We start from the raw sequence: 23,811 nt of genomic DNA on the forward strand, positions 1-23,811 counted from the left end.
CGACCTCAATCAGGAATAACGGCGAATGGCTTGCAACAGTTCGTCCACGCCCTGGGCCCGTTCCTCATCGCTGAGCTCGGGGTTGGCCACATGCTCCAGGGCATGGGCCTCGATGATTTCCCCCATCAGGCCATTGATGGCGCCTCGGGTGGCGGCCACCAAGTGCAGGGTTTTGGCGCATTCGGCGCCGGACTCCAGGGCCCGCTCCACCGCCTGGACCTGGCCGAGAATGCGCCGGACGCGTTTGAGCAGCTCATCTTTCTGTGCGTGAGTGTGCGACATACCCCTACCCCCTATACCTATAGGCTCGGCATAGTTACCCATCCCGGCGTTGCGCACAATCCTCGGCGCAAAAAATGCCGGCGCCGGCCCGCCCCCCAGAAAACGGCCGGTTTACCTGGCCGAAAATGCTGCTGTGCCCCAAGTCCCTGGAGTAATATGGCGCCGCGCCACAACCCCCTCAGGACACCCTGCTCATGCTGTTGCCGACCCGATGAGCACTGCCTTGCTCAACCTTGTGCTGGCCCTCGCCCTGGTCTTGCTGGGCCTGTTTGCGCTCTGGCGCGAGCATCAGGCGCGCCAGCAACGGCGGCGCTATCGGCAATTGGCCGAGCGCCTGACTGATGGCCTGCTGCTGACCGACGCCAAGGGCATCGTGCGCCAGCACAATCGCCTGGCGGCCACGCTCCTGGGCCAGGCCGACACATCGCTCAAAGGGTCGACGCTGGCCCGCTGGTTTCCCCGGCTCGACGAAGTCGCCCACGATGGCGGGCGCCAACGCACCCTGGTGGTTCGCGGCGACGGCGAACAGCGCTCGACAGACATCACTTACCTACCGGCTGCCGATGGCGGCGGCAGCCTGTTGCTGCTGCACCCGACCCGGGAAGCCCCGGCCAGCCCGGACGACGCCGAGCGCTACAAGCGCAGCCAGTACTTCGCGCGGATCGGCACCTGGGACTGGGACGTCGACACCGAGAAGCTGTTCTGGTCGGAAGCCATCTACGGCATGTTCGGCTTCAAGGTCGGCGAGGTGGTGCCCTCCTACCAACTCTTCTGTTCCTGCGTGCACCCCGAGGACCGGGCCAAGGTGCGCGCCGGGGAAATTCGCTGCCTGGAAACCGGGCAGAACCACGATGAGGAATACCGGGTGATCTGGCCGGACGGCAGCATCCACTGGCTGCGGGAAACCGGCAACGTGGTGAAGAACGTCCACGACACCACCATCAAGATGATGGGCGTGGTGCGCGACATCACCGACGAAAAAGTCTCCGCCAGCCAGTTGCACCAGCTGGCGCACTTCGATGCCCTGACCGGCCTGCCCAACCGCCTGGTATTGGAAAGCCGCCTGGCCAATGCCCTTGAACAGGCGCGCCGCAACGACACCCGGGTGGCCCTGGTGTTTGTCGACCTCAATGGGTTCAAGGCCATCAATGACCAGTACGGCCACGCCGCTGGTGACCGGGTGCTGACGGCCACTGCCGAGCGTTTGAAAAATATCCTGCGGGTGTCCGACACCGTGGCGCGGATCGGCGGCGACGAATTCGTGGTGATCCTCGAAGGCCTGACCCCGGGCAGCAGCCTGCAAGACGAGGCCCACCGCATCTGTGAAAAGATCTTCAGCGAACTGGCGCCGCCCCTGACCATCGGCAACGACCTGCGCTCCATCGACAGCAGCCTCGGGGTCGCGGTGTTCCCCGACCATGGGCCGACCATGGATCAGTTGATCCACATCGCCGACCTGGCCATGTACGAAGCCAAGCGCAGCGGCAACAATCAGTACCGACTGGGCCACTGACCGCACTAAGGGCGGAACGCGGAGCGGCCCCGGCTGGGTTACCACGCAGAGCGTGGGAATGCCGCCCGTAACGCTAGAACTGGACGCGATCAGTCGTCGCGGGTCAGCACTTCCAGCAGCTCGAGCTCGAACACCAGGTTGGCGTTCGGCGGGATCGCGCCCATGCTGCGTTCGCCGTAGCCCAGGTGCGCCGGCACCAGCAGCTTGCGCTTGCCGCCGACTTTCATGCCCATCAGCCCCTGGTCCCACCCCTTGATCACTCGGCCGGTACCAATCACGCACTGGAACGGCTTGCCGCGCTCATAGGACGAGTCGAACGGCGTGCCGTCCTCCAGAAAACCCCGGTACTGGGTGGTGATCAAGGCGCCCTTGACCGCCTCCTTGCCATCGCCCAGCTGGATATCGATCACCTGCAATTGGTCGCTCATCGCTCACTCTCATTCAACCATCGCCCCGCTTGGGGACTGCGGGCAGCGTTTTCGCAGAATTGCCGGCGCTTGGCAATCACTCCGGCTGTTTCTGGAGAAGGGTCGTGGTGTCGAGAAACATCTGCGTCAGCGCCGCCTGCACGGCTTCGACCGGTGCCAGTTCCACGTCCCACTGCACCTCCAGGCTGGGCAGCGCCTGGCACCAGGCAACCGCCGGGGAAAAGTGCAGGGTCAGGCGGCCCGGCGCCAACAGCGCTCGCTCGATGCCGCCGTAGCCGGCCAGCCCTTGCCCACCCAGCTCCACGTAGTAGCTGTCCATGCCCAAGGCCACGTCCTGCTCGTCAACGTCCTCGGCACGCTGCAACAGCAGATAGTGCTCGGGCTGCGCCGCGTCATCGGCGAACCCCAGAATCTGCACCTCGTCCTCGGTGTAGGCACTGTAGGTGGTTGCCTGAAACATCCAACTCATGACAACTGACTCCTTTCCAAGGGCCATGCCTGCCAGCCCCTGGCCGACCGGCAGGCGGTAAAGGCCGTCACTGACGCAACAGCCCGGTTTCATAGTCCAGCCATTCCTCTTCGAAGGCCTGCGACAGGTAATCCAGTACGCGGTCCAACGACACGGCAGCGGGCACATTGACCGAATGGAACAGTGCACTGAACCCTTCCCAGCGGCAGCCCATGTCGACCAACCGTTCCAGGACTTCGGCCACCCGCTCCTTGCCGGCCGCCATGAATATCAGGCGCAAGGTGCTGTTGCCACTGCTGCGGGCGACCTGATGAAACCACTTCAAGCCGTCCTCTTCCACGCGCACTTCAACCTCATCCTCCAGGCAAACCTCCTGGGAATAGAACGGAATATTGGCGATGCGGTAGAACCCTGAGGGCTGTAGCTCGGCCCAGACACCTTCACTGGATGCCGGCGGATAGTCGTCGACGACCGCCAACCTGAGCATGATCTTGTCCATCACCTGTCCCTGGCACGCTAAAAAGAGGTTCCCGGCGCTGGTCACGCCGTGGAACGGGGAGTGCTTTTTCGCAGAATTGCCGACGCATGGCAATCCGTGTCGCTCACCGCCAACCCGTGGCTCAGATCCTGAACTGCCCCACCAAGGTTTCCAGGCGATGGCCGATGCCGTACAGGTCTTCCACGGTCCTGACCCCAAGCTGGCTCTGTTCGGCCACAGCGTCGATGGCCCGGGCGATCTGGTGCACGCTGCGGTTGATGGCCTCGGCCACGGCGGTCTGCTCCTCGGCAGCACTGGCGATGTGGGCGTTCATGGCGTTGATGGTGGCGATCAGCTCGACGATTTCGCCCAGCGCCTGCCCGGCCTGATCAGCCTGGACACTGGCGCCCTGCCCGGCCCGGCTGGATTGCTCCATGGCCCCGACCACGCTGCCGGTGGCGCGCTTGAGGCGCTCGACCATGCCGTGGATTTCCGCGGTGCTGCCCTGGGTACGGCTGGCCAGGGCACGGACTTCATCGGCGACCACGGCAAAGCCGCGGCCGGCCTCCCCGGCCCGAGCGGCTTCGATGGCGGCGTTGAGGGCCAACAGGTTGGTCTGCTCGGCAATCGCGCGGATCACATCAAGCACGGTGACGATGGCCGCCACATCGGTTTGCAACCCTTGCAGGGACACACCGCTGTGGCCCAGGTCCGCGGTGAGCACCTGAATCCGCGCCACACTGGCGTCCACCACACTTCGCGCCTGGCGCGACTGGCGATCACTGGCCAATGCCGCGACCGAGGCGCTTTGGGCGCTGCCGGCCACCTCTTGGGCCGCCGACGACATCTGGTTGATGGCCGCTGCCACCTGTTCGGTTTCCTGGCGTTGCTGCGCCATGGCCTGGTCCATCTGCCGGCTCTGCTCGGCCACATGGCCCACGGCGCCGTTGAGCTGGCGGGTCATGTCGGCGATCTGGCTGACCAGCCCATGGATGGTGTCGACAAAACCATTGAACGACGCCGCCAGTTGCCCCAGCTCATCGTCACGGGTCACCACCAGGCGCCGGGTCAGGTCACCGCCGCCCGCGGCGATTTCATCGAGGCTCTGGCGAATCCGGGTCAAGGGCCGCAGGCTGCCGTTGACCAGCCACAGGGCCAGGGCTCCGAGGCCGAGCCACAGCACCAGGGCGCTCAGGGCAATGCCCAACAACAGTTGCCGCACACGCTGGTGGATGTCGGTCCGCACCTGCTCGACCTGAGCGTCGATGCGGTCCAGGTTGATGGCGGTGACCACCACCAGGTCCCACTTGGCCAGGTAAAAACTGTAGGCCAGCTTGGGCACCACCTGATCGGTGTTGACCAGAGCCCCGGCGTACTCGACGAAGTGGCTGTCGTTCTTCGCCGCGGCCACCATCTCGCGGTTCAGGTAGACGCCATTGCGGTCCTTGCGCTCGCTCATGTTGCTGCCCACGCCTTCACGGCTGTCACCGCGAAACAGGCGCACCACTTGGCTGTCGTAGCCGATGAAGTAACCGTCCTCGGCGTACTTGATCTGCGACAGCCGGGCAATGGCCTGGGCGCGGCTGGCCAGGTCCCCAGCGCTCGCCGAGGCATAGAGATCGGCCACGGCGGTGCGCGCGATGGCGGCGTAGTCCGTCAGCCGCGAACGGCTTTCCTGGAGCAGCCGCTCGCGGGTCTGGCCCACTTCCTGCTCGGCCTGGGACAACAGGGTGAAACTGATGCCAAGGCTCAGCAGCACGGCCAGCACCAGCACCGGCAACAGGCTCAGCAGGAGCATTTTGCGTTTGAACGACATGCCGCACTCCTTCATCAGAACAGCGCTGCCCGCCCGGGCGGCAGGCAGCGGACGGCGCCTTACCAGAGGGCGATGTCGTAGGTGAAGTAGATGCGGTTGCTGTCGCGCCCACGGGAGAAGTCCGAGCGGTACACGTAGTTGCGCAGCTTGACCCCCAACCCTTTGAAAGTGCCCTGCTGCACCACGTAGGCCAGCTCGGCATCACGCTCCCATTCCTTGATCGCGGTGTCGGACTGGCCGTCGTTGCCGCTCAGGTAACGGGTGGAAAACGTCAGCCCCGGCACGCCAAGGGTGGCGAAGTTGTAGCCGTAGCTGAGCATCCAGGTCTTCTCGCCCTCCTCGATGAATTTGCCGATGCCGACGTTGCTGAAGGAATAAACCGTGGCGCCGCTGATATAAGGCAGGCCGGCGTCGCCGCTGAGCTTTTGGTAACCGCCGCCGAAGGTGTGGCCGGCAATGGCGTAGGAAAGCTGGCCGCTGAGCAGGTTGTTGTCGATCTTGCCGCCGTAGGCCGATCCGCTGTCGCTGCTGTGGAAGTAGCGCAGGTCACTGGTCAATACCCCGCTGCCCAGGGGCAGGTCGTGCTGCACGCCGGCGAAGTTCTGCCGGTAGAAGTTTTCCAACTCGCCATGGAAGTAGCTCAGGCGCAGGTTCTTGCCCCATTTGTAATCGGCCCCGGCATAGCGGAAGTCCCCGGATTTGTCGCCGCCGTAACCGTCAGGCACCAGCGCCACGCTGTCGGTGGAATCGCGCAGCTTGAAGCGGTCCAGGTAGCCGCCGGTCAGGGTCAGGTTTTCAATGTCGCTGCTGGTGACCTGGGTGCTTGGTAGGTCTGGGGCAGCAGGCGTGCATCGTTGTAGATCAGCACCGGGTTCTTGGGCAGCAAGGTGCCGTATTTGAGGGTGGTCTTGGCCAGGCGCACCTTGGCCGTGGCCCCGGCGCTGGCGAACTCGCCGGCCGCACGCCCATCGTCATGCACCGGCATCAAGCCCGTGCCGCTGCGGCCACGACCGGAGTCCAGCTTGACCCCCAGCAGGCCCAGGGCATCGACCCCGAAGCCAAGGGTGCCCGGGGTGAAGCCGGACTGGTAATCCAACAGAAAGCCCTGGGCCCACTCGGTGCGCTCGCTCTTGGCGGTGCGCGCCGCCCGGGCGCTCATGCCGTGTTCGTCGCGGAAGTTTTCGTTGAAATAGACGTTGCGCAGTTGCAGCTTGAGGCTGCTGTCGTCGATGAAGTCACTGGCCTCGGCCGCTGCCAGGGGCAGCAGGCTCAAGCATGGAAAAAGCGCCCCGCGAATCAGAAAATGGCTCATCTCGTACTACTCGTTGTTGTTATGGATTGTTTTTATTCAGGGTGCAGCTCGCCCCGCGCCTGGCTCGGCAGGCGCGTGATGGAACAGCGATGGACTTGGGGTTGAATCAGACGAACAGGGTCAGGGCTCCGGTGAGCAAGGCCAGGGCGGTAATCACCAGGGACGTCAGCACCGCCCATTTCACCGTGGCTTTCTGGAAGTCGCCGATGTCCCGATCGACCATGCCCACCAGCAGCAGGGTCGAGGCCACCAACGGGCTCATCAGGTGCACCGGCTGGCCGAGGATCGAGGCCCGGGCGATTTCCAGGGGCGAGATGCCGTAGGCGGCTGCGGCGTTGGCCAGGATCGGCACCACGCCGAAGTAGTAGGCGTCGTTGGACAGGACAAAGGTCAACGGCATGCTGGTGATCGCCACCACCAACGGGAACAGGTGGCCCCAGGACGGCGGGATCCATTCCACCAGGGTCTGGGCCAGGGCATCGACCATCTTGGTGCCGGAGAAAATCCCGGCAAAGATACCGGCGGCGAACACCAGCAGGACCACGGTCATGGCGTTGCCCGAGTGGGCCAGGATGCGTTCCTTCTGAATGTCCAGTTGCGGGTAGTTGATCATCAGCGCCAAGACGAAGCCGATCAGGAACAGGATGGCCGAGTGCATCAGCCCCATGACCAGGGCGGTCATCACCGCGATCACCAGCAGCAGGTTGATGTAGGCCAGCTTCGGCCGCTTGTGCGGGGTGTCTTCCAGAATGGCCTTGATGTAGCAGTCACCGCCGCCGCTTTGCAGCTCGGTGTTGCCAATGCGCTTGCGCTCGGCGCGGCCCAACAGGTAGGCGACGAACACCACCCAGACAGCACCACCGATCATGGTCGGCAACAACGGCACGAAGTACTCGCCGGCATCCAGGCCCAGGGCGGCAATGGCCCGGGTCGCCGGGCCGCCCCAGGGGGTCATGCCGCTCATGATGCTCAGGGACAGCATGGCGATGGTGGCCAGGATCATCGGGTTCATGCCGATGCGCTTGTACAACGGCAGCATCGCCGCGCAAGTGATCATGTAGGTGGTGGTGCCGTCGCCGTCCAGGGCCACCACCAGCGACAGCAAGGCGGTGCCGATGGCGATTTTCGCCGGGTCGCCGTTGACCCGTTTGAGGATCTTGCGGATCAGCGGGTCGAACAGCCCGGCGTCGATCATCAGGCCGAAGAACAGAATGGCGAACAGCAGCAGTGCGGCAGACGGGGCGACCATTTTCAGGCCGTCGAGCATCATCTTGCCGGTGGTGCCGCCAAAGCCGCCGATTACCGCGAAGACAATGGGCACCACCGTCAGGGCGACGATGGGCGACAGGCGCTTGGTCATGATCAGGAAGGTGAAGGCCACCACCATGGCGAGGCCGAGCAAAGCGAGCATAGGTCGATTCTCTTGTTGTTATGGACAGCGTGGCCGACGCGCAGGCGCACGGCCCCCTGGGCGCTGGGCGATCCGATCAACGGGGCCCGGCGCAGGCATTGAGTGAAAGTGTTGGGGTGCAGCGGGACCGCGTGGGCGTTTAGCTGTGCTTGGGCGCCATCACCGCGTCCCGGGTTTCATCGACAGCGGCTGTCAGCACGGGCGCGGGATGGCCGTCGAGGGTGTCGAGCAACACCTGGCGGTCGCAGGCGTTTTCCGAGATCGAAATCACCACCGTGGCCACAGCGTTGCTGGCCAGGCTGGTGAGGGCGCGGGCTTCGGACATGAAGCGGTCGATGCCGATCAGCAGCGCCAGGCCGGCCAGGGGAATGTCGTGGATCACAGTCAAGGTCGAGGCCAGGGCCACAAAGCCGCTGCCGGTCACCCCTGCGGCGCCCTTGGACGACAGCAACATGATCGCCAGCATGGTGATGACCTGCCCGGCACTGAGGTCGATGTTGCAAGCCTGGGCAATGAAGATCGCCGCCAGGGACAGGTAGATCGCCGTGCCGTCGAGGTTGAACGAATAGCCAGTAGGCAAGACCAACCCCACCACGCTTTTCTTGCAGCCCAGGGCCTGGAGTTTTTCCAGCATGCGCGGCATGACCGGCTCGGTGGACGAGGTGCCCAGCACCACCAAGAACTCTTCACGCAGGTAGCGCAGCAGCTTCCACAGGCTGAAGCCGTGGGCCCGGCAAATGCTGCCCAGGACCACGAAGACAAAGAAGCCGCAGGCGATGTAGAGGGTCATGATCAGCTTGGCCAGCGAGCCCAGGGACGTGATCCCGTACTGGCCCACGGTAAAGGCCAGGGCGCCAAACGCACCGATGGGGGCGAAGCGCATCAGGTAGGAGAAGATCTTGAACACCATCTGCGAGGCCGATTCCAGCACGTCCAGCACTGGTTTGCCACGCTCGCCCAGGGACGATAGGGCAAAGCCGCAGAGCACCGCGATAAACAGCACCGGCAGCACCTCGCCTTTATTGAAGGCGCCGATAAAGGTCTCGGGAATAATGTGCATGAAGAACTCCACCCCCCCCAGTTTGGCCGCCGAGTCGGTGTACTGGGACAGGCCCTGGGTGCTCAGCCGGCTCGGGTCGATGTTCATCCCCGCGCCAGGCTGGAACAGGTACACCGCCCCCAGGCCGATAAACAGGCTGATCACGGTCAAGCCGAGGAACAGCAGCATGGTCTTGCTCAGTAGGCGACCCAGGGAACGCTTGTCGCTCATGCCGGCAATGCCGGTGACAATGGTGCAAAACACCACCGGCGCGATCATCATTTTGATCAGCTTGATAAAGGCGTCACCCAGGGGTTTCAGGGCGATGGCCTGTTGGGCCCAGAAGTGCCCCACCAACACGCCGAGGAACACAGCGCAGAGGATCTGGAAGTAGAGCGATTTAACGACTTTCATGGCATCACCCATTTTTTAGAATTGTTCTGATGCAACAGCAACTGGAGCTACAAGCGCCGACTAGCCAGCCAGGCGCTGCGAGGCTGGGGCGTAGACAAACCCGGAGAACAGCCGGCGAGCGGTACGCACCACCGAGGCGCGGATGGTCTCGGCGTTTTTTCCGGTGTAGGACAATACGACATCTATGCCCCCGCTGGGGTGTTCGATACGGACCTTTTGCAGGCGTGGCTCACTGGCCCCGCCCAGCAAATCGGCGACTACGCTGCCGGCCGTGACGCAGGCCGTGGCCAGGCCGATGGAGCCGGTAATGGCCAAGGCCCGGTGGCAGTTGTGGGGCATGAAGTAGCGCACCGAAATCGTGCCGCCCGCCTGGGCCTGGGACACCAGCACCGGCTTGGGAATCACCTTGTCGCTGACGTCCCCCAGGCCCATGGCCAGGCCCGCCTGCAGGCGCAGGCTTTCCAGGCGCTGGAGGAACAATGGGTCAGCGTCCAGTTCGGCCGGGCTCTCATCGCCACGCTTGCCCAACTGGGCGGCCTGCACCAGGACCATGGGCATGGCCATGTCGATGCAGGTCACTGGAATACCGTCGATTACATCCTGGGTATGGCCGGTGGGGAACAGTTGGCCGGTCTTGCTGCCCGCCGCATCAAGAAAGGTCAAGGCCACCGGAGCAGCAGTGCCCGGCACGCCGTCGATGGCGGTGTCGCCTTCGTAGCTGACCTTGCCGTCTGGCGTCTGCACTTCAGCGTTCACAAAGGTGCCGGTGTTGAGGTTGCGAATCCGCACCCGGGTCAGGTTGCCCGAGGCCTTGACCAGCCCCTGCTCGATGGCGAACGGGCCGACCGCGCAAAGCATGTTGCCGCAGTTGGGCGCCGTGTCGACGCGACGCTGGGAGACCATGACCTGCACAAACAGGTAGTCGACGTCGGCGTCCGGGTGCAGGGACGGGCTGACAATCGCCACCTTGCTGGTTTGCGGGCTGCCGCCACCGATGCCGTCGATTTCCAATTCATGGCCGGAGCCCATCAGGTTGAGCAGCAACTCGTCGCGCTCAGGGATGGCCAGCGGCAGGTCCCAGGCCAGGAACACGGGCCCCTTGGAGGTACCGCCGCGCATCAACACACAAGGAATTCGTTGCATGACCACTGACTCTTGTTAATCAATCGGGGTAATTGATGTTCTGGAAACAAGAGTGTCAGGGTTTCAAAAGTGTTTCCAATGCAAAGATCAGAGCGATTATTGCGTTTTACGAATGAATTAAATATCGTGTCGCACAACGTTCAACCCGTCGCCCGCGTTGAGGAAAGACCATGGAATATGAGCTCCAGGACATAAGATCTTTCGTGAAAATCGCCGAAATGGGGAGTTTTCATGAGGCTGCCGATGCCTTGCACCTGTCACAACCCGCCCTTAGCCGGCGTATCAAGAAGCTTGAAGAGGGCCTGGGCACCGCCCTCCTCGACCGCACCACGCGCAAAGTCAGCCTGACCAGCGTCGGCCGCGACTTCCTGCCCAAGGCCCGACGCCTGCTGGACGATTTCGACGACTCGATCCTCAACATCCGCGAGCTGGCGGAACGGCAGATCGGCCAGGTGACCCTGGCCTGCATCCCCACGGCGGCGTTCTATTTCCTGCCCTCGGTGATCCGCCTGTACAACGAGCGCTACCCGAAAATCCGCATCCGCCTGCTCGACCTCAGTGCCAACGAAGGCCTGGAGGCAGTGCTGCGGGGCGAGGCGGACTTCGGCATCAACATGATGAGCGGCCAGCACCCGGACATCGAGTTCGTGCCCCTGGTCAACGAGCCCTTTGTCCTGGCCTGCCGCCGCGACCATGAACTGGCCAAGCGCAGCTCGGTGACCTGGTCCGAACTCAGCGATTACCGCTTGATCGGCGTGGGTCGCCTGAGCGGCAACCGCATGCTGCTGGACCACGCTTTGTCCGGCTTGAGCTGGCGCCCGCAGTGGTTCTACGAGGTGCAGCATCTGTCCACATCCCTGGGCATGGTGGAAGCCGGCCTCGGTGTTTCGGCCATGCCGAGCCTGGCCATGCCAGCGGCGGACCACCCGACCCTGGTGAGCATTCCGCTGCACGAGCCGGTGGTCAACCGCACCCTGGGCCTGGTGTATCGCCGGGGGGCATCGCTGTCGCCGGCGGCGGAAAAATTCGTCTCGATCCTGCTGGAGCAATGGCCCCATTGAGTGCGCGGGCCACCAGGCCCTGCTGAGAATTTTCCAGCCCCCCGGGGCAGCCATTCGGTTAATATGGCGCCCCGAAAAACGCCCCTCGATAAGGACATCTCCATGGCTTCTTCCACCGTTATCACCCTGGTCGTCCTGGCCATGCTGGTGCTTGGCGCCATCAGCATCTACAACACCCTGGTCAACCGTCGCAACCGCTTGCAGAACGCCTTCGCCCAGATCGAAGTCCAGCTCAAGCGTCGCTATGACCTGATCCCCAACCTGGTGGAAACCGCCAAGGCCTACCTCAAGCACGAGCGCGAAACCCTCGAAGCCGTGACCAACGCCCGCAACACCGCGCTGGCCGGTCTCAAGGCACTGTCGGCGCAACCGGGCGACGCCCAGGGCATGAGCCAACTGGGCCAAGCCGAAGGCGCATTGACCAGTGCCATGAGCCGCCTGAACCTGACCATGGAAGCCTACCCGGAGCTGAAGTCGTCGCAGAACATGCAGCAACTCAGCGAAGAGCTGAGCAGCACCGAAAACAAGCTGGCCTTCGCCCGCCAGGCCTACAACGACGCCGTCATGGCCTACAACAGCTACCGCCAGAGCTTCCCGCCGGTGATGTTGGCCGGCCTCTTCGGCCATGGCAGCGATGCCAGCCTGCTGGAGTTCGCTGACACGGTGGCCATCCAGGCGGCCCCCAAGGTGACGTTCTAAGCGATGGCGCCCATGGATGGCCCGATGAACTTCTTCCAACATCAGGCCCGCGCCAAGCGCCGCACCCTGACGCTGGTGCTGTTGATGGTGCTGGCGGTGATCTCGCTGATCGCGATCACCAGCGTGGTGCTGCTCCTGATCTGGCAGCAGGTCCAGCAGGAATTCAAGATCGAGGAACCGGTCAACTGGCACTGGGTGCCGTATATCGCCGCGGCGGTGCTGCTGGTGGTGATCGTTTCCAGCCTGGCCAAGCACTCCGAGCTGCTGGACGGCGGCAAGGCCGTGGCCAAGCGTCTCGGCGGCCGCTTGATCAATCTGGCGCCCCAGGGCCTGGACGAACAGCGGCTGCTCAATGTGGTCGAGGAAATGGCCCTGGCGTCCGGCACCGTGGTGCCCTCGGTGTACGTCCTCGAAGATGTCGGAATCAACGCCTTCGCCGCCGGGCTGACGCCCCAGGACGCGGTGATCGGCGTCACTCGCGGAGCACTCATGGTGCTCAGCCGTGACGAACTACAGGGGGTCATTGCCCACGAGTTCAGCCACATCTACAACGGCGACATGCGCCTCAATACCCAACTGGTGGCGATCGTCCACGGCATCCTGGTGATCGAGTTGCTGGGCGATAGCATTGCTAACGGTTCCAACTCCCTGAATGACAATGTCGGGCGCAACAAGGTCGGTGCTGTCGGGGTGTTCATTGGTATCACCCTGGTGTTCCTGGGGTCCGTGGGCACGATGTTCGGCAACAGGATCAAGGGTGCCATCAGCCGTGAGCGCGAGTTTCTCGCCGACGCCTCGGCGGTGCAGTTCACCCGTAACCCGGACGGCCTGCTCGGCGCGCTGAAAAAGATCGGCGGTTATGCCGCCAGCTCGAAACTCGATGCCCCCCATAGCGCCGAATTCAGCCACCTGTACTTCAGCGAAGGCGTGAAGCTTTCCGCCGATGGCAAATCGGCGACCCACCCGCCCCTGGAAGAACGCATCCGCCGCCTGGACCCGCAGTGGGATGGCCAGTTTCCCAGCGTCGCCGCCATAGAGCTGCCCAGCCCGCCGGCGTCCCAGGGACTGGACAGCTCGGGGGTGTTCAGCCGCTTGCCGCCGGCCGCCAGTGAACTGGTGTTCGACCTGGCAGCGGTGCAACAGTCGATCGCCAGTATCGGCGCACCGCAACACCAGCACCTGCAGGCCGCGCAACAGACCCTCAACCGCCTGGAAGCGCCGCTCAGGGAGCACGCCCGCAGCAGCGTCGGGGCCCAGGCCCTGGTCTACGGCTTGCTGCTCTCGGCTGTGGCCGCAGTGCGCAGCCGCCAGCTCGAACCACTGGCCCAGAGCGCCCCGGCCGATGTGTTGGGCGCCATCGATGCGCTGAGCGAACCTCTGGCCCGTCTCGACCTGGGCCTGCGCTTGCCGCTGCTGGACCTGGCGATCCCGGCCCTCCGGCAATTGCAGCCGGACGCCCTGAAAACCTTTATGGCCAACCTGCAACGGCTAGTCGATGCAGACGGCGAAGTCGAACTGCTGGAGTGGACCCTGTTGCGCATCGTGCAGCGTCATGTCGAAGGCCTGCCGGCCAGCGAATACAAATGGGGCCTGTTCCAGCGCAGCGAAGAGGTTGCGATCCTCCTCGGCGCCCTGGCCAGCGCCGGCCAGTCGAGCGCGGAGCAGGCGCGCCTGGCCCTGGACGCGGCGTGGAGTGAACTGACCTTCGAACAGCCGCAGGGCCTGGACATCGACCTCGCGCACCTCGACGCGGCCTTGGTGCGCCTGCGCCAACTGATGCCGGAAGAACGCCCGGCACTGCTCAGTGCCATGGCGCGCTGCATTGCCTACGACGGCCAGGTCACGGTGGCCGAAGCCGAGTTGATGCGGGCCGTGGCGGACCTGCTGGAGTGCCCGATGCCGCCGTTGCTGGCACCGTCACCGCCCCCGCAGGCCATGGCGGCCACGTCTTGAACCACCAGCACGCGGACGCCCTTCAAGCCCCCCTCGCCCTTGCCACCATCGCCCTTAGGACGCTTGCATGAAATTTTTCCAGCACCAGGCCCGCGCCCGGCGCCACACCCTCAAGTTACTGCTGCTGATGGCCCTGGCCGTGACCTGCCTGATTGCCCTGACCAGCCTGGGCATGGGCCTGCTGCTGCGCGAACTGATGCAGGAATACCACAAGCCCAAGGTCCTCGATTGGCGGATCGTCGGCGTGGTGGCCCTGCTGATTCTCAGCGTGGTGCTGCTGGGCAGTTGGTACAAACGCTGGCAACTGCGGGCCGGTGGCAAGGTGATCGCCGAGCAACTCGGCGGTCGCCTGATCAGCCCTTCACCCCGAGACAACCCAGAACGCCGGCTGCTGAACATCGTCGAAGAAATGGCCCTGGCCTCGGGCAGCCACGTGCCTGCGGTCTATGTGCTGCCAGACGCGGGGATCAACGCCTTCGCCGCCGGCCTGGACCCAGAGCACGCGGTGCTCGGGGTGACCCGCGGCGCCATCACCCGACTCAACCGCGACGAGCTACAAGGCCTGATTGCCCACGAGTTCAGCCACATCCATAACGGTGACATGCGTCTCAACACCCGGCTGCTGTCGGTGATCCATGGGCTGCTGGTGTTCAGCCTGGCCGGGGTGTTCGTGTTGCGCGAAGCCGAGCGCCAACACCTGTCCAGCGACCGCGATCGTTTTATCTGGCAAATCGTCTTCGCCGTGGTCGGCCTGGCGTTGCTGACCGTGGGCTCCATCGGCAGCCTGTTCGGCCACCTGATCAAGGCCGCCATCAACCGCCAGCGCGAATTCCTGGCCGACGCCTCGGCGGTGCAGTTCACCCGCTCGCCCCTGGGCATCACCGATGCCCTGAAGAAAGTCGGCGGCTGCCCGACCGGCTCGAAACTCGGCGCTTTCAGCGCAGCGCAGTACAGCCATATGTATTTCTGCCAGGGCGTGCGCAGCCGATTCGGCCGCTGGCTCGACACCCACCCGCCCCTGGACGAACGCATCCGCCGCCTGGACCCGCACTGGGACGGCCAATTCATCAGCACGCCATAACCGGCCGCGCTCGCCTCAAGGAACGCGCCATGCTTTACGGCCCGGTCGCCAAGGACCTGTTGGACTTTCTGCACGACCCGCTGCACAACACCCAGTACCTGGACGGACTCAAACCGCCGTCCTGGGGGATACGGCTGATGGCGCGCACACCGCTGCTGCGCCGGGCCCTCGACCAGGGGCACATCATCCGCCTGCTGGGTCAGCGACTGCGGGCCGAGATCGACAGCCTCAAGGTCGACCTTGACCAGCAGTTGTCGGCCGACCCGCAACCGCCCAGCCTGGACGACGTACCGCGCTGGCTCGCCACCCTGGGCAACTACTTCGACATCGACTTGCCCGCGCCCCCTCGGGACGCCCCCGAGCACTTCACGGACCGATGGCTAGAACACCGTGAAAGTCATCTCTGGGCCAAACTGGGCTACACCTGCAACCGCATCACCGAGAACCTGCGGCTGCCCTCCTCCTATAATTTTTCGATCCTGCAGCACTCCAGGTTGTGGCTGGCCTATTACCTGAGTGAGAGCCTGTTTCTGATGGCCCAGGGGTTGATGCTCGGGCATTTTCGCAACGGCCACCTGGTGCTGCGGTTCTCGCCCCTGCTGGAGCGCGAGCTGAAAAGTTACTGGCTGTCGGAAGTCTCGGAGTACCACTCCAACAGCGCCGACCAGCGGCAATTGCAAACCCTGCAGCAAACACTGGTGCAGCTCGGTCATCTGCCGCCGCCACAAAGCACCTTCCTGGTCGACCTGTTGCTGGATAAGTGCCTGTCCATCCATGCCCAGTACATCCAGGGCGAGCTTAAAAACAGCCCGTTGTACCAGTACCTGCGAGACATCGTGTACATCGCCGGGCACCTGCAAATACGCGCCCTGTGCGGCCAGCAACGAACCCATTACAGCGAGTTTGCCCACCAGGTCAGCCCGGCCACCCTGAGCCTGATGGCCTCGGCCCTGAGCAGCGCCGAAGCACCGCCGTTCAACAGCCCGCAGAATTTTATCCAGGTCCAGGACGGCTTCTACCTGCGGGGCGCGCTGAACCTCAAGTACGGTTTGAAGAAAGTCGTCGGCCACTTGCTGATCAAGCAAAAGAACCCCGGCAGCAAAGAGGATTTCGGCAACACCCTGGGCAACAACTTCGAACGCGACTACATCGTCAACTACATCCGGGCCCTGGAGAGCGAGCGCTACAAGGTGTATGGCGAGCTCAAGGCGGGCAATCACGCCCAGGTCAAAGGCTACGATGTGGACCTGGTGCTCCACGACCAGGCCCACGACCAGTACTACTTCATCCAGGTCAAATACCGCCTGCGCGACCAGCCCACATACCTGTCCGAGCAGTATCAACTGATGTTCCGCGACGACTTCCACAGGGGCTACGCCAAGCAGCTGCTGATCCTCAAGCAGCACCTGAACCACCCCAGCATTCGCCAGAAGCTGGCGCAGAACGGCCTGGCCGGTGCCCGGGAAGACAACAGCCATTTCATCCTCCTGCACAATCTGCCCTTCCTCAATTACCACCAGACCCAGGGCGTGCTGTTCTATGAATGGAACCGCTTTCGCAACCTGCTGAAAGCCGGCCGAATCTCAGTGCTCAGCCCCGGCGGCATCAGCCAGGAACAGCCCCTCGACGACCAGCAACTGTGGCAGCTCGAGCGTATTGTCGAAGCGCACTTCCAGGACGGCCAAAGCGGGCACAACAATCGCCTCAACTACGCCCTGTATCGGGCCAGCCGCGTCCGCTACCGTTTCGCCGACCTGGACATCGTCAGCGACCTGTTCTGAAAAACCGTCACACGACACCTGAATACAAGCAGCGACCCCAACGACCTCGGTAAACTGCGCTTCTTTTTTACCCGCTTCACCGCGTCAGGAGTTCCCCCATGCCCCATGAAGGCAACCTGCTACAAGCCGCCGTCGTGTTTCTCTGCGCTGCGGTGCTCACCGTGCCCCTGGCCAAGCGCCTGCAGTTGGGGGCCGTGCTGGGCTACCTGTTTGCCGGGGTGATCATCGGCCCGGCAGTGCTGGGGCTGATCGGCAACCCGCAGAGCGTCAGCCATATTTCCGAGCTGGGGGTGGTCCTGCTGCTGTTCATCATCGGCCTGGAGCTGTCGCCTCGACGCTTGTGGGTGATGCGCAAGGCGGTGTTCGGCGTAGGCCTGGCCCAGGTGCTGCTGACCGGTGTGACCATCGGCGTGGTCGCGCTGTGGCTGTTTGGCCAGCCACTGAACAGTGCGATTGTCCTGGGCTTGGGCCTGGCCTTGTCCTCCACCGCCTTCGGCCTGCAAAGCCTGGCCGAACGCAAGGAACTGACCAGCCCCCACGGGCGCCTGGCCTTTGCCATCCTGCTGTTCCAGGACATTGCCGCCATCCCCTTGATCGCCATGGTCCCAGTGCTGGCCGGGGCGGCCCACAACACCAGCGGTGCCGAGGACCTGCGCCACGGCCTGCAAGTGCTGGGCAGCATCGCCGTGGTGGTGGTCGGTGGCCGCTACCTGCTGCGCCCGGTGTTTCGCATCGTCGCCCGCACCGGCCTGCCGGAAGTCTCCACCGCCACCGCCCTGCTGGTGGTGATCGGCACGGCCTGGCTGATGGATTCGGTGGGCGTGTCCATGGCCCTCGGGGCCTTCCTCGCCGGCCTGCTGCTGGCAGACTCCGAATACCGCCACGAGCTGGAAGCACAGATCGAGCCCTTCAAGGGCCTGCTGCTGGGCCTGTTTTTTATCAGCGTCGGCATGGGTGCCAATATCAGCCTGCTGTTCAGCGCGCCGATCACGGTGCTGGGCCTGACCCTGTTGCTGATTGCCCTCAAGCTGCCGCTGCTGTACGTGGTCGGGCGCCTGGCCGGCGGCCTCGGCCGGGTCAGCGCAGTGCGCCTGGGGGTGGTGCTGGCGGCCGGTGGTGAATTCGCCTTTGTGGTGTTCAAGATCGGCCGCGACCAGGGCCTGTTCGAACCCCGGCTGTATGACCTGCTGGTGCTGACCATCACCCTGTCCATGGCCCTCACGCCGCTGTTGCTGCTGGCCTGCGCACGCCTGCTGCGCGCCCCGGCCAAGCCTGTGGAGATGCCCGCCGAATACCGCGACATCGACACCGATGCACCGCGGGTGGTGATCGCCGGCATGGGCCGTATGGGGCAGATTGTGGCGCGGATCCTGCGGGCCCAGAAAATCCCCTTCGTGGCCCTCGACACCTCGGTGGAAACCATCGAGCTGACCCGCAGTTTCGGCGGCATGCCGGTGTTCTACGGCGACCCCATGCGCCCGGAAATCCTCAGCGCGGCCAAGGTCGGCCAGGCAGAGTTTTTCGTCATCGCCACCGACGACCCGGAAACCAATATCAAGACCGCCGAAGTGGTGCGCCGGCTGTACCCGCACATGAAAATCATCGCCCGGGCGCGTAACCGCCAGCACGTGCACCGCCTGGTGGACCTGGGCGCCGAGGCGATCCGCGAAACCTTCTATTCCAGCCTGGAAATGAGCCGCCGCACCCTGCTCGGCCTGGGCTTGACCCAGGCCCAGGCCGACTCGCGGATCCAGCGTTTCACCTCCCACGACCAACAGTTGCTCAAAGCCCAGCACGCGGTGTACGACGACGCCGCCAAGGTCCTGCAGACCGCCCAGGAAGCCCGGGCCGAACTGGCCCGGCTGTTCGAGGCCGACCATCAGGATGAACAGGTCGAGAACCCCCTGCCGCCGATGCGCTGACGCCGGGGTCATACCTGCGCCGATGCCCTCGGCGCTGCTGACCGTTTCTGTCGGGCGCCTGCTTTACAGTAGGCGCCCCTGCCCCTCAACGGACGCCGCCATGCCCTCTGAAAATGCCGCCCTCAAGGACATCTTCAACCTCGAACGCCTGGTGCACATCGCCGATGAAATGCGCCAGGTGTACCCGGCCTTCGATCACCCGGGCTTTCTCCGGCACGCTACCCAGGGCCTGGCCGAACTGTCGCTGATGCAACGCCTGGCTCGGGTCAGCGACAGCCTGCACGCGGTGTTGCCACAGGGCTACGCCGACAACCTGCAACGGCTTTATGCCCTGGCGCCGCGGCTGAATAACCGTTTCGTGTGCATCTTTCTGCCGCACTACGTGGCCAGCCACGGCGCTGAGGATTTCGAGCGCTCCATGGCCGCGCTGAAATTCTTCACCGCCTTTGGTTCATCGGAGTTCGCCGTGCGGCCGTTCCTGCGCAGCCATCAGCAGGCGACCCTGGAGCACATGCTCGACTGGGCCCAAGACCCGGACCCGCACGTGCGTCGCCTGGCCAGTGAAGGCTGCCGTCCACGGCTGCCCTGGTCGTTCCGCCTGGAGCGCTTGCAGGCCGACCCGCAACTGGCGGCACCGATCCTCGAACAGTTGAACAACGACCCCAGCCTGTACGTGCGCAAGTCGGTGGCCAACCACCTCAACGACATCACCAAGGACCACCCCGAGTGGGTGCTCGATCGCCTGGAAGGCTGGGACCTGCAAGCGCCCCACCGCGCCTGGATCGCCCGCCACGCCCTGCGCAGCCTGATCAAACAGGGCCAGCCCCGGGCCCTGGCCCTGATTGGCGCCGGCGCCCGGGCCGAGGTCAGCGTCAGCGACTTCAACGTCGCCCCGGGGCGGCTGCGCCTGGGGGAGTCCTTGCAACTGGCGGTCACGCTGGACTCCACCTTGGCCGCGGGCCAACGCCTGGTAGTGGACTACGCCATCGACTACATCAAGGCCTCGGGCGTCGCCGCGTCCAAGGTCTTCAAATGGAAAACCTTCGACCTCGCCGCCGGCGAACGCAAACACCTAGGCCGCAGCCAAAGGATCCAGGCCATGACCACCCGCCGTCACTACCCGGGCCGCCACCAGGTGCACCTGCTGGTCAACGGACAACGCCTGGCCAGCACCCATTTCGATTTGCAGATTGATTGAACACCCACCGCAGGCAGCCATGGCCTGCCCAACCAAGGAAGAATTTGCATGACAATCATCAGCCGTTGGGCGAAATCCATCGCCCGAGTCCTGGACAGCAGTTTCAACGTCAGCACCAGCATCGCCGACCACCCGACGCTACTGGGGGACGCCCGAGAGAGCTTTATCCGCGATGTTCTCAAACGCTTCCTGCCGAGCAATATCAGTATCGGCTCCGGTCAGGTGATCGATGCCTGTGGCGGTATCTCCAAGCAGATCGACCTGATCATCTATCGCAACGACTTTCCCACCCTGCGCACCTTTGGCTCGGCGGACGTGTACCTGATCGAAGGGGTCATCGCCACGGTGGAGGTCAAGTCCCAGCTCAACAACCAAAGCCTGGCCCTGGCTCTGGAGAATGGTAAGTCGGTGCGCAACCTCAAGCCCTCAGTGCTAGGCATGTCCCTCAACGCCTACTGTGAGCAGATCTACCAGCGCCCCTTCGACCAACTGAACACTACTCAAATCAATTCGATCATGGGGTTGATCCTGCCCCCTACCTACATTTACGCGTATCGCGGCTATACCCAGGCGGGCCTCGACACCCTGCGCGGACGCCTTAACGATTGGTACAACACGCCCAACGAGAATGGCGAGCAGGACATCACCTTGATGCCGGAAGTGATCTGCACCGAAGGCTGCGTCACCCTGAAGAACCTGAACAACCTGTTGCAGCTGCCGGCGGCCAGCGGCGCTGACCTGGAGGCGTGCTACCGAGCGTTCAACAGCTCGCAGAAAAGCAAGCGCAGCAAGGCCGACTTTCTCGATTGTTTCCGTAGCAGCTCCAGCCAGGAGTTCCATTACGGCATCGGCATGAAAACCTCGGATACGCCCTTGCAATACCTGATCTCCAGTCTGCTGGAGGCCGTTATTTCACGTATCGGTTATCAGCAATTGGGAGGCACCGGTATTCAGTACAACCTGCAGAAATATCACATCAGCGCAGACATGGAGGGCAACTGGTCCGGAGCCGCCGTCAACCTGACGCAAGTCAGCGATCCCAAGCTTGAATTCGCCAAGGCCCATGGCCTGTAAAACATTCTCTAGCCCCGCTGAGCCAAGACTATGCCTCGGATAGGAAGGACCGAAGGCCTGGCAATCATTGGCCCAGCAAACGGCGTAGCCGCCGCACTTCAGCGATCAGGGCCGGAAGGTCCTGACGGGCGTGGGCAATGAAGCCCTGATCGGCCACACTCGCGCCTGACAGCTCCAGGCCTTCGCCGTTGAGCCCAGCGGTGCGGATAAAGTTCGAGCCGGACTCATGATCCCGCCCTTCCACATACAACACCCAAGGCCCGGGAGCAGCCCGCTCACAGCACGCCGCCATCTCATCCAGTTGCTGCCTGTTCATGGTTGTTTACCTCCAGACACGGGCCGCCTGATCAACTCAGGCGGCCCTTGAGCAAACGGGTCAACCCACGGTTCGCAGGCCGTTGCCCAGGGCTTTCGGCGCCTTGGGGCAATGGGTAGTGGTGCATGGTGTGCCTCACCGTGGCGGTCGCGATGACCGGCAGGCCGCACGACGCGGGAGGGTCCCGCTCCAGGGTGACAACCCGGTAAGCACTGCGGCTGCAACCCTGGTCAAAGCGCACCACGGTGGTCCCTTCGAGAATCACTGCGCCATCCCGGCGTTCTTCGTCGAAAAAGAACAACTCCAAGGGCCCCCGAGCCAGATCATCCAGGCCCCTGAGGGCTTGGTACTGCTTCAGCAGGGTATTCAGGCGCAAGCCTTTGCCCACGGAAAACCCCACCCCCATGGGCTCGCTGCCGTTGTAGTACAGCTTGCACAGCAGAGACAGTGAGCGCCGCCGACAGGCCAGCGACACCGACTGTTCATACAGGTGAACATCTTGCGGATCCCCGGCCAGCTCATACCCCCGGCGCACCAGCGTCTGCGGGGAAAAATCCGCCAGCCCCGCCCAGCCGGCATGCTCCGGCAACGTACCGTCCAGCAACCCGCGCAACAGATCGGGAAAAGACACCGACAATGGATGGAGGTCACTCATGGGTCAGCGTTTTTTTGACAGTTTGGGGGCGATGCATAGATACCCTTCGATGCTTGTTCTGTGCAGGTTGCAGAGGGTGTTGCGAGTCGGGACGCGCTTGAACAAGCTGGCACGCGCGACCTCAGTCCAGGCTCGCGAGCCTACCCAGAACGGCCTCCACGCTGGCGGCCTGCTGCTCCCGCCCATCAAGGTGGAGGTGTTGATTGAGGCGTTGCAGGGCATGGATCAGCTCCGCCTTGTTCAGCCCCAACCCATGCAACTCCAGCATCAGCGCCCACAAGGTTTCGACCGGTTGCGGGTGGGCCAGCGACTGTTCAATGGCCCCCTGAGTGGCCAGTAGCAACTGCCCGTGATCGTTTTCCGCCAGCAACCAATCGAGTGTCTTGGCCACTAGGTAATACTCGACATAGCGGCACTCAGCGATGACCTCGCCGACCCGGGCCAAGGGGATATCGAAGACAAAAGGCTCTTGTTCCCCGTCGTCCACCACCCACCAGACATTACCGCCCACCTGCGGTGCGACGTCTTGCAGATGCCGGTACCCGCTGTCATCGGCAAAGGATTGCGCCCTGACGGGGCCCCGCAAACCTAGCCACCAGGCACGGGGATGACCGTTCACGAACGTCCGGGCGATGGCCGCCAGCACCTGGGGCTTGTGCGTCACTTGGGCGCTGCCCAGATCCAGGGCGGCCAGGGCGACGCTGAGTTCCTCGGCGAGGCTGTCGGGGTGTGCGGGTGGCATGGGTGACTCCTTGTCTACAGCGTCGGGCATCGTCAGGCGCTGCCGGGTTCCGGCACGCTGGGCAGCGCGTAGCGGGCGTTTTCGGCACGCAGGTCGGCCAACAGGCGCGGGCTGAAGGGGGGATGTTCGAGACGTTGCAGCAGGGCCAGCTGCCAGGCCAGTTCCCGGGCCAGGGCTGCGTCCGCCGGGCCGCCTTCGTAGCCGTAAATGTCCAGGGCCTCAAGCACCTTGTCCAGGGCATGGCCCGCCCAGTTCCGGTCACCCGTGGCGAGAAAATCCACGCAGTAGGCGCTACAGATGGCCGCGCACTGGGCCTGGTCGGCCCGGATGTCGGAGAAGTCTTCGGTGTCCGGAATCAGGGCTTCGGCCCGGGCGCTGAATGCCGCTTGCGTCACCGGGATGCCGGCGCACAGGTGCTGGAACAGCTGTTCAAGCAGCACTGGCAAGGGCTCCTGAGGCATGGCGAACGCCTCGGTAAAGCGTTGATAGATGGGCTGTAAACGCTCGGCCGCCAACAGGCAGAAGGCGCCCAGAGCGTCGTCGGGCAGCTGCAATGCACGCTGCTGGATGTGCTGTTCCTGGCTCACTGCTCCTGGCCCTAACCGGACTTGCCGGACAATGGAATCAAGTGATCAGTGCAGGCGAAGCCAATCACCGCATCGTCAGCCCAGGTGATTTCCATCACCGAAATGCAGCGGTCATAGCTTTCGCCTTGCAGGGTGCCGTCGGCCTTGAATACCCGCAGGTAGCCGCCGATGGAGTACCGCGAGCCATCGCCATTGCCGGGCGTGCCCATCTCCGGGATCAGGGCCCGCAGGCTGAACAGCCGGTACTTCTGGTAGTAGAAGGCGTGATTGGGGCTGTAGCGTTTTTCTTCATACTCTTTGCCGTAGTAAAAGCCGTAGTAGGCCTGATAAGCCAGGAACACGGCGGCCAGGGACCAGAGGATGGAGGTGCGTTTTTTCATGGGGCCAAGCCAGTCCTTTTAGCAACAGCCGGGAAACATCAGGGGCGCCATTAAACA

Annotated in this window: 22 protein-coding genes and 2 pseudogenes; 9 read left to right on the forward strand and 15 right to left on the reverse strand. The window is 63.8% G+C overall.

Going from position 1 to position 23,811, the window contains the following annotated elements; genetic code table 11:
- Window positions 1–9 precede the first annotated feature (9 nt).
- Window positions 10–282: a metal/formaldehyde-sensitive transcriptional repressor gene (locus M1B34_RS11410; protein WP_123331909.1), complete on the reverse strand. Its 273-nt coding sequence runs from the start codon at window positions 280–282 to the stop codon at window positions 10–12.
- 223 nt (window positions 283–505) lie between these two features.
- Here M1B34_RS11410 and M1B34_RS11415 point away from each other — a divergent pair, with 223 nt between their 5' ends.
- Window positions 506–1,795 carry a diguanylate cyclase domain-containing protein gene (locus M1B34_RS11415; RefSeq protein ID WP_268265192.1) on the forward strand — a complete coding sequence of 430 codons (1,290 nt, stop codon included), beginning with the start codon at window positions 506–508 and terminating at the stop codon, window positions 1,793–1,795.
- 89 nt (window positions 1,796–1,884) lie between these two features.
- On the opposite strand, the gene M1B34_RS11420 is transcribed toward M1B34_RS11415, so the two are convergent.
- From M1B34_RS11420 to M1B34_RS11455, 9 genes and pseudogenes are all read right to left on the reverse strand, one after another.
- Window positions 1,885–2,223 carry an FKBP-type peptidyl-prolyl cis-trans isomerase gene (locus tag M1B34_RS11420; RefSeq protein ID WP_123331907.1) on the reverse strand — a complete coding sequence of 113 codons (339 nt, stop codon included), beginning with the start codon at window positions 2,221–2,223 and terminating at the stop codon, window positions 1,885–1,887.
- A gap of 76 nt (window positions 2,224–2,299) precedes the next feature.
- A complete protein-coding gene (locus M1B34_RS11425) occupies window positions 2,300–2,692 on the reverse strand; it encodes an Imm10 family immunity protein (RefSeq protein ID WP_123331905.1) in 393 nt (130 codons plus the stop codon).
- Window positions 2,693–2,759: 67 nt separating this feature from the next.
- A complete protein-coding gene (locus M1B34_RS11430) occupies window positions 2,760–3,191 on the reverse strand; it encodes a DUF4265 domain-containing protein (RefSeq protein ID WP_268265193.1) in 432 nt (143 codons plus the stop codon).
- Between the two features lie 121 nt (window positions 3,192–3,312).
- Entirely contained in the window at window positions 3,313–4,134 is an 822-nt protein-coding gene (locus M1B34_RS34055; RefSeq protein WP_425273509.1) for a methyl-accepting chemotaxis protein, read from the reverse strand.
- 36 nt (window positions 4,135–4,170) lie between these two features.
- A pseudogene (locus M1B34_RS34060) lies at window positions 4,171–5,001 on the reverse strand (cache domain-containing protein); the annotation flags it as partial.
- A 44-nt stretch (window positions 5,002–5,045) separates the two neighbouring features.
- Window positions 5,046–6,298, reverse strand: a pseudogene (locus M1B34_RS11440) (OprD family porin).
- 106 nt (window positions 6,299–6,404) lie between these two features.
- A complete protein-coding gene (locus M1B34_RS11445) occupies window positions 6,405–7,709 on the reverse strand; it encodes a CitMHS family transporter (RefSeq protein ID WP_268265195.1) in 1,305 nt (434 codons plus the stop codon).
- Between the two features lie 139 nt (window positions 7,710–7,848).
- Entirely contained in the window at window positions 7,849–9,174 is a 1,326-nt protein-coding gene (gene dctA / locus M1B34_RS11450; protein ID WP_268265196.1) for a C4-dicarboxylate transporter DctA, read from the reverse strand.
- Between the two features lie 48 nt (window positions 9,175–9,222).
- Window positions 9,223–10,305 carry a 4-oxalomesaconate tautomerase gene (locus M1B34_RS11455; protein WP_123331894.1) on the reverse strand — a complete coding sequence of 361 codons (1,083 nt, stop codon included), beginning with the start codon at window positions 10,303–10,305 and terminating at the stop codon, window positions 9,223–9,225.
- Between the two features lie 170 nt (window positions 10,306–10,475).
- Here M1B34_RS11455 and M1B34_RS11460 point away from each other — a divergent pair, with 170 nt between their 5' ends.
- From M1B34_RS11460 to M1B34_RS11495, 8 genes are all read left to right on the forward strand, one after another.
- Window positions 10,476–11,366, forward strand: coding sequence for a LysR family transcriptional regulator (locus M1B34_RS11460; protein ID WP_123331892.1), 891 nt, complete (start codon window positions 10,476–10,478; stop codon window positions 11,364–11,366).
- A gap of 102 nt (window positions 11,367–11,468) precedes the next feature.
- On the forward strand, window positions 11,469–12,065 hold the full coding sequence (locus M1B34_RS11465; RefSeq protein WP_268265197.1) for a LemA family protein: 597 nt from the start codon (window positions 11,469–11,471) through the stop codon (window positions 12,063–12,065).
- A 24-nt stretch (window positions 12,066–12,089) separates the two neighbouring features.
- Window positions 12,090–14,018 carry a M48 family metallopeptidase gene (locus M1B34_RS11470; protein ID WP_268265198.1) on the forward strand — a complete coding sequence of 643 codons (1,929 nt, stop codon included), beginning with the start codon at window positions 12,090–12,092 and terminating at the stop codon, window positions 14,016–14,018.
- 67 nt (window positions 14,019–14,085) lie between these two features.
- Window positions 14,086–15,099 (forward strand): M48 family metallopeptidase, encoded by a 1,014-nt coding sequence (locus M1B34_RS11475; RefSeq protein ID WP_123331886.1) that lies wholly within the window; start codon window positions 14,086–14,088, stop codon window positions 15,097–15,099.
- A gap of 29 nt (window positions 15,100–15,128) precedes the next feature.
- Window positions 15,129–16,880 carry a hypothetical protein gene (locus tag M1B34_RS11480; RefSeq protein ID WP_268265199.1) on the forward strand — a complete coding sequence of 584 codons (1,752 nt, stop codon included), beginning with the start codon at window positions 15,129–15,131 and terminating at the stop codon, window positions 16,878–16,880.
- Window positions 16,881–16,978: 98 nt separating this feature from the next.
- Complete coding sequence (locus M1B34_RS11485) at window positions 16,979–18,802, forward strand: monovalent cation:proton antiporter-2 (CPA2) family protein (RefSeq protein WP_268265200.1); 1,824 nt, start codon at window positions 16,979–16,981, stop codon at window positions 18,800–18,802.
- A 100-nt stretch (window positions 18,803–18,902) separates the two neighbouring features.
- A complete protein-coding gene (locus M1B34_RS11490) occupies window positions 18,903–20,000 on the forward strand; it encodes a DNA alkylation repair protein (protein WP_268265201.1) in 1,098 nt (365 codons plus the stop codon).
- A gap of 48 nt (window positions 20,001–20,048) precedes the next feature.
- Window positions 20,049–21,074, forward strand: a complete 1,026-nt coding sequence (locus M1B34_RS11495; RefSeq protein ID WP_268265202.1) for a DUF6602 domain-containing protein — start codon at window positions 20,049–20,051, stop codon at window positions 21,072–21,074.
- Between the two features lie 64 nt (window positions 21,075–21,138).
- Here the strand turns inward: M1B34_RS11495 and M1B34_RS11500 are convergent, their stop codons facing one another.
- The 5 genes from M1B34_RS11500 to M1B34_RS11520 form a co-directional block, all read right to left on the reverse strand.
- Window positions 21,139–21,390, reverse strand: coding sequence for a hypothetical protein (locus M1B34_RS11500; protein WP_268265203.1), 252 nt, complete (start codon window positions 21,388–21,390; stop codon window positions 21,139–21,141).
- 31 nt (window positions 21,391–21,421) lie between these two features.
- A complete protein-coding gene (locus M1B34_RS11505) occupies window positions 21,422–22,045 on the reverse strand; it encodes a hypothetical protein (RefSeq protein ID WP_268265204.1) in 624 nt (207 codons plus the stop codon).
- 121 nt (window positions 22,046–22,166) lie between these two features.
- Complete coding sequence (locus M1B34_RS11510; protein WP_268265205.1) at window positions 22,167–22,787, reverse strand: hypothetical protein; 621 nt, start codon at window positions 22,785–22,787, stop codon at window positions 22,167–22,169.
- Window positions 22,788–22,819: 32 nt separating this feature from the next.
- Complete coding sequence (locus tag M1B34_RS11515; RefSeq protein ID WP_268265206.1) at window positions 22,820–23,374, reverse strand: hypothetical protein; 555 nt, start codon at window positions 23,372–23,374, stop codon at window positions 22,820–22,822.
- A gap of 11 nt (window positions 23,375–23,385) precedes the next feature.
- Complete coding sequence (locus M1B34_RS11520; RefSeq protein ID WP_123331871.1) at window positions 23,386–23,754, reverse strand: hypothetical protein; 369 nt, start codon at window positions 23,752–23,754, stop codon at window positions 23,386–23,388.
- Between the last annotated feature and the right edge of the window lie 57 nt (window positions 23,755–23,811).

Source organism: Pseudomonas morbosilactucae (assembly GCF_023241715.1).
Lineage (GTDB): Bacteria > Pseudomonadota > Gammaproteobacteria > Pseudomonadales > Pseudomonadaceae > Aquipseudomonas > Aquipseudomonas morbosilactucae.